Annotated in this window: 1 protein-coding gene; it reads left to right on the top strand. The window is 41.6% G+C overall.

The window, feature by feature from the left end; genetic code table 11:
- The first annotated feature begins 175 nt into the window (after positions 1–175).
- Positions 176–739 (top strand): tetratricopeptide repeat protein, encoded by a 564-nt coding sequence (locus QQS14_RS16395; RefSeq protein WP_285908094.1) that lies wholly within the window; start codon positions 176–178, stop codon positions 737–739.
- Positions 740–919: the final 180 nt, after the last annotated feature.

The raw sequence follows: 919 nt of genomic DNA, 5'->3' as shown, positions 1-919 counted from the left end.
TTATGGATCCTTCACAGGTGACGTTCTTACATTTGCTTCAGATCATGTTTTTTTCATCACCAAGTGCTGCTGCGACTGTTTTGGCACGGTTAGCAAGTGGTTGGAAAGAGTGGAAATATTAAAATGGTGAGACTTTGATGAGAGGATCCGGCAAGATTAGCCAAAGGGGTGTCCAATGTCTTTTTGCAAAGAATGGCTTGATAAACATTTAGACGCTCTTGGCGATGTCATCGTGCGTCAAATTGCTGATTATAATTTTCAAGTCGGATTAGCTGCTTGGATCGAGCAGGATTTTGCAACCGCGTTTGAGTCTTTTGAGATTTCAGCCAAGAGTCATCCAATTGCGCAATATCATATGGGGTGCATGCTTTTCAGTGGCCGGGGTACAAGTAAAGATTATGTGAGAGCATTGAACTTTTTTAAGGCATCGGCGATTTGTGTCCCGCAATCTATATATTCACTCGCAAGCATCTATCGAGAAGGTGCGATTGGCATCCCTCAGGATAAACAAGAAGCTCTCCAATGGTTAAATATTATAGCTACTGAAGATCAAGAAACTGCTGCTATTGAAAGGGATGCGTTGGAGAAAACACTAAGTGATGAACAAATTCTTTCTGCGCAACAGTCAGCGCAGGAATGGTTGAAACAGTATCCACTTTGGAATCAATGGATTATATGGACAACTGCTGTTGATTCAGACCTTTCATGGAAAAATACAGACAACTCACGAGGGCTGTAATAGTGGACATTGTTTTTCATTATCCCCCAGAACTGCTTAACTTATTAATAGATACAATCCCTCGACTGTGTCGATCCAAGAATGATGTTGTCTTGTTCTTTAGGGGAGCAGGCGTTTCTGCTTCGATGACTAAAGACATTGAAGCTCAGCTTCGGTTAGACAAGGGCAGTATTAATAAAT

This window comes from Pseudodesulfovibrio pelocollis, from assembly GCF_030282845.1.
Classification (GTDB): Bacteria; Desulfobacterota; Desulfovibrionia; order Desulfovibrionales; family Desulfovibrionaceae; genus Pseudodesulfovibrio; species Pseudodesulfovibrio pelocollis.
The sequence above is the reverse complement of the archived record's forward strand: the minus strand, read 5'-3'. Positions and strand labels throughout refer to the sequence as shown.